The organism is Microcystis sp. LE19-195.1E, from assembly GCF_027532095.1.
Taxonomy (GTDB): domain Bacteria; phylum Cyanobacteriota; class Cyanobacteriia; order Cyanobacteriales; family Microcystaceae; genus Microcystis; species Microcystis aeruginosa.
This window is the reverse complement of the sequence record NZ_JAPZSZ010000131.1, coordinates 1-1,124: the sequence shown is the minus strand read 5'-3', so window position 1 is coordinate 1,124 and position 1,124 is coordinate 1. Positions and strand designations below refer to the sequence as shown.

Here is a 1,124-nt window from a genome sequence, read left to right as displayed (position 1 = left end):
AATGGACTATTAAGACAATTTTTTCCCAAGGGAACGAATTTTAAAATTGTTAAGCCAGAGGAGGTGGAAAGAGCCGTAAACTTGATTAACAATCGTCCTCGAAAATGTCTTGACTATCGTACCCCGAATGAGGTATTCTATAAAGGTAGATCAGACAGTGATGCAATTCAGACTTGAATTGGCCAACACCTAATAATTGGTCAGTACTGGTAAAGATACTAGCACTAGGATTAATTACTTGGAGATTACTGATGTTTGCACCGGTTCCTACGCCAAAAGCTGATAGCTTGACTCCTGCATTTTGTAAGGCGAGAACTTCATCGCTATAACTCCCCCCTTCGTTGTTTTCCCCATCGGAGATAAAAATCACATTTCCATTGCCAGTAGTTGTTCCTATACTTGTTAGAGTGTTAGCGGCTTTCTGTAAGGCTATTTCAAAGTTAGTTCCACCTGAAGCTACTAGAGAACGTAGAATCTCTTCGACATCTTTAATGCCATTGTTATTGCTATCTGTGGCTGGATTTGTGGTCAATTGAATCCCGCTAATAGTTGGATTCATATCCAGTTGATTGGCGCTACTTGCAAAGCTGACAATACTGACTTTAGCTGTAGAACCTAATCCTTTACTGACTAAGCGATTATTTAAAGCAATAAATCCGGTTATTTCGGCATCTAGTCGGGTATTGGCTGTCCCATCATTATTAACATCGCCTACAGCTAATCCTTGAAATGGCGAACTTGTACTACCGGAAACATCAATTACAAAAACTATATTGGGAGGATTACCTTGAATTAAGTCTTCGCGGACTCCATTACCGTTGAGGTCGTTCCATTTTAACCCTTGAATGGTTCCTGGATTATCATCATTGGTAATTGTCCCCGTAACTGGAGTAGTTGTCCCAACTGTATAACCTGTCCCGGTCGCAAGAGTTAAAATAACAGTCTCATCACTTTCTACTGTAGTATCAGCAGTGGGGTCAACAGTTACGGTAGCAGTCGCTGAATTAGCAGCAAAGGTGACAGTATTGGTAGTCCCTGTACGAGTGTAGTCGGTATTGAGGGTAGCTGTCCCTCCGAGGGTGTAATTGACGGTTAAGGAATTAGTGGTTACTCCACTACGAGTG

Annotated in this window: 2 pseudogenes; one reads left to right on the top strand and one right to left on the bottom strand. The window is 41.5% G+C overall.

The annotated features are described in order from the left end of the window. A pseudogene (locus O9300_RS07815) lies at positions 1 to 177 on the top strand (IS30 family transposase); the annotation flags it as partial. Positions 178 to 259: 82 nt separating this feature from the next. Here O9300_RS07815 and O9300_RS07810 read toward each other — a convergent pair. Continuing rightward, positions 260 to 760: pseudogene (locus O9300_RS07810) on the bottom strand (VWA domain-containing protein); the annotation flags it as partial. Positions 761 to 1,124 lie beyond the last annotated feature (364 nt).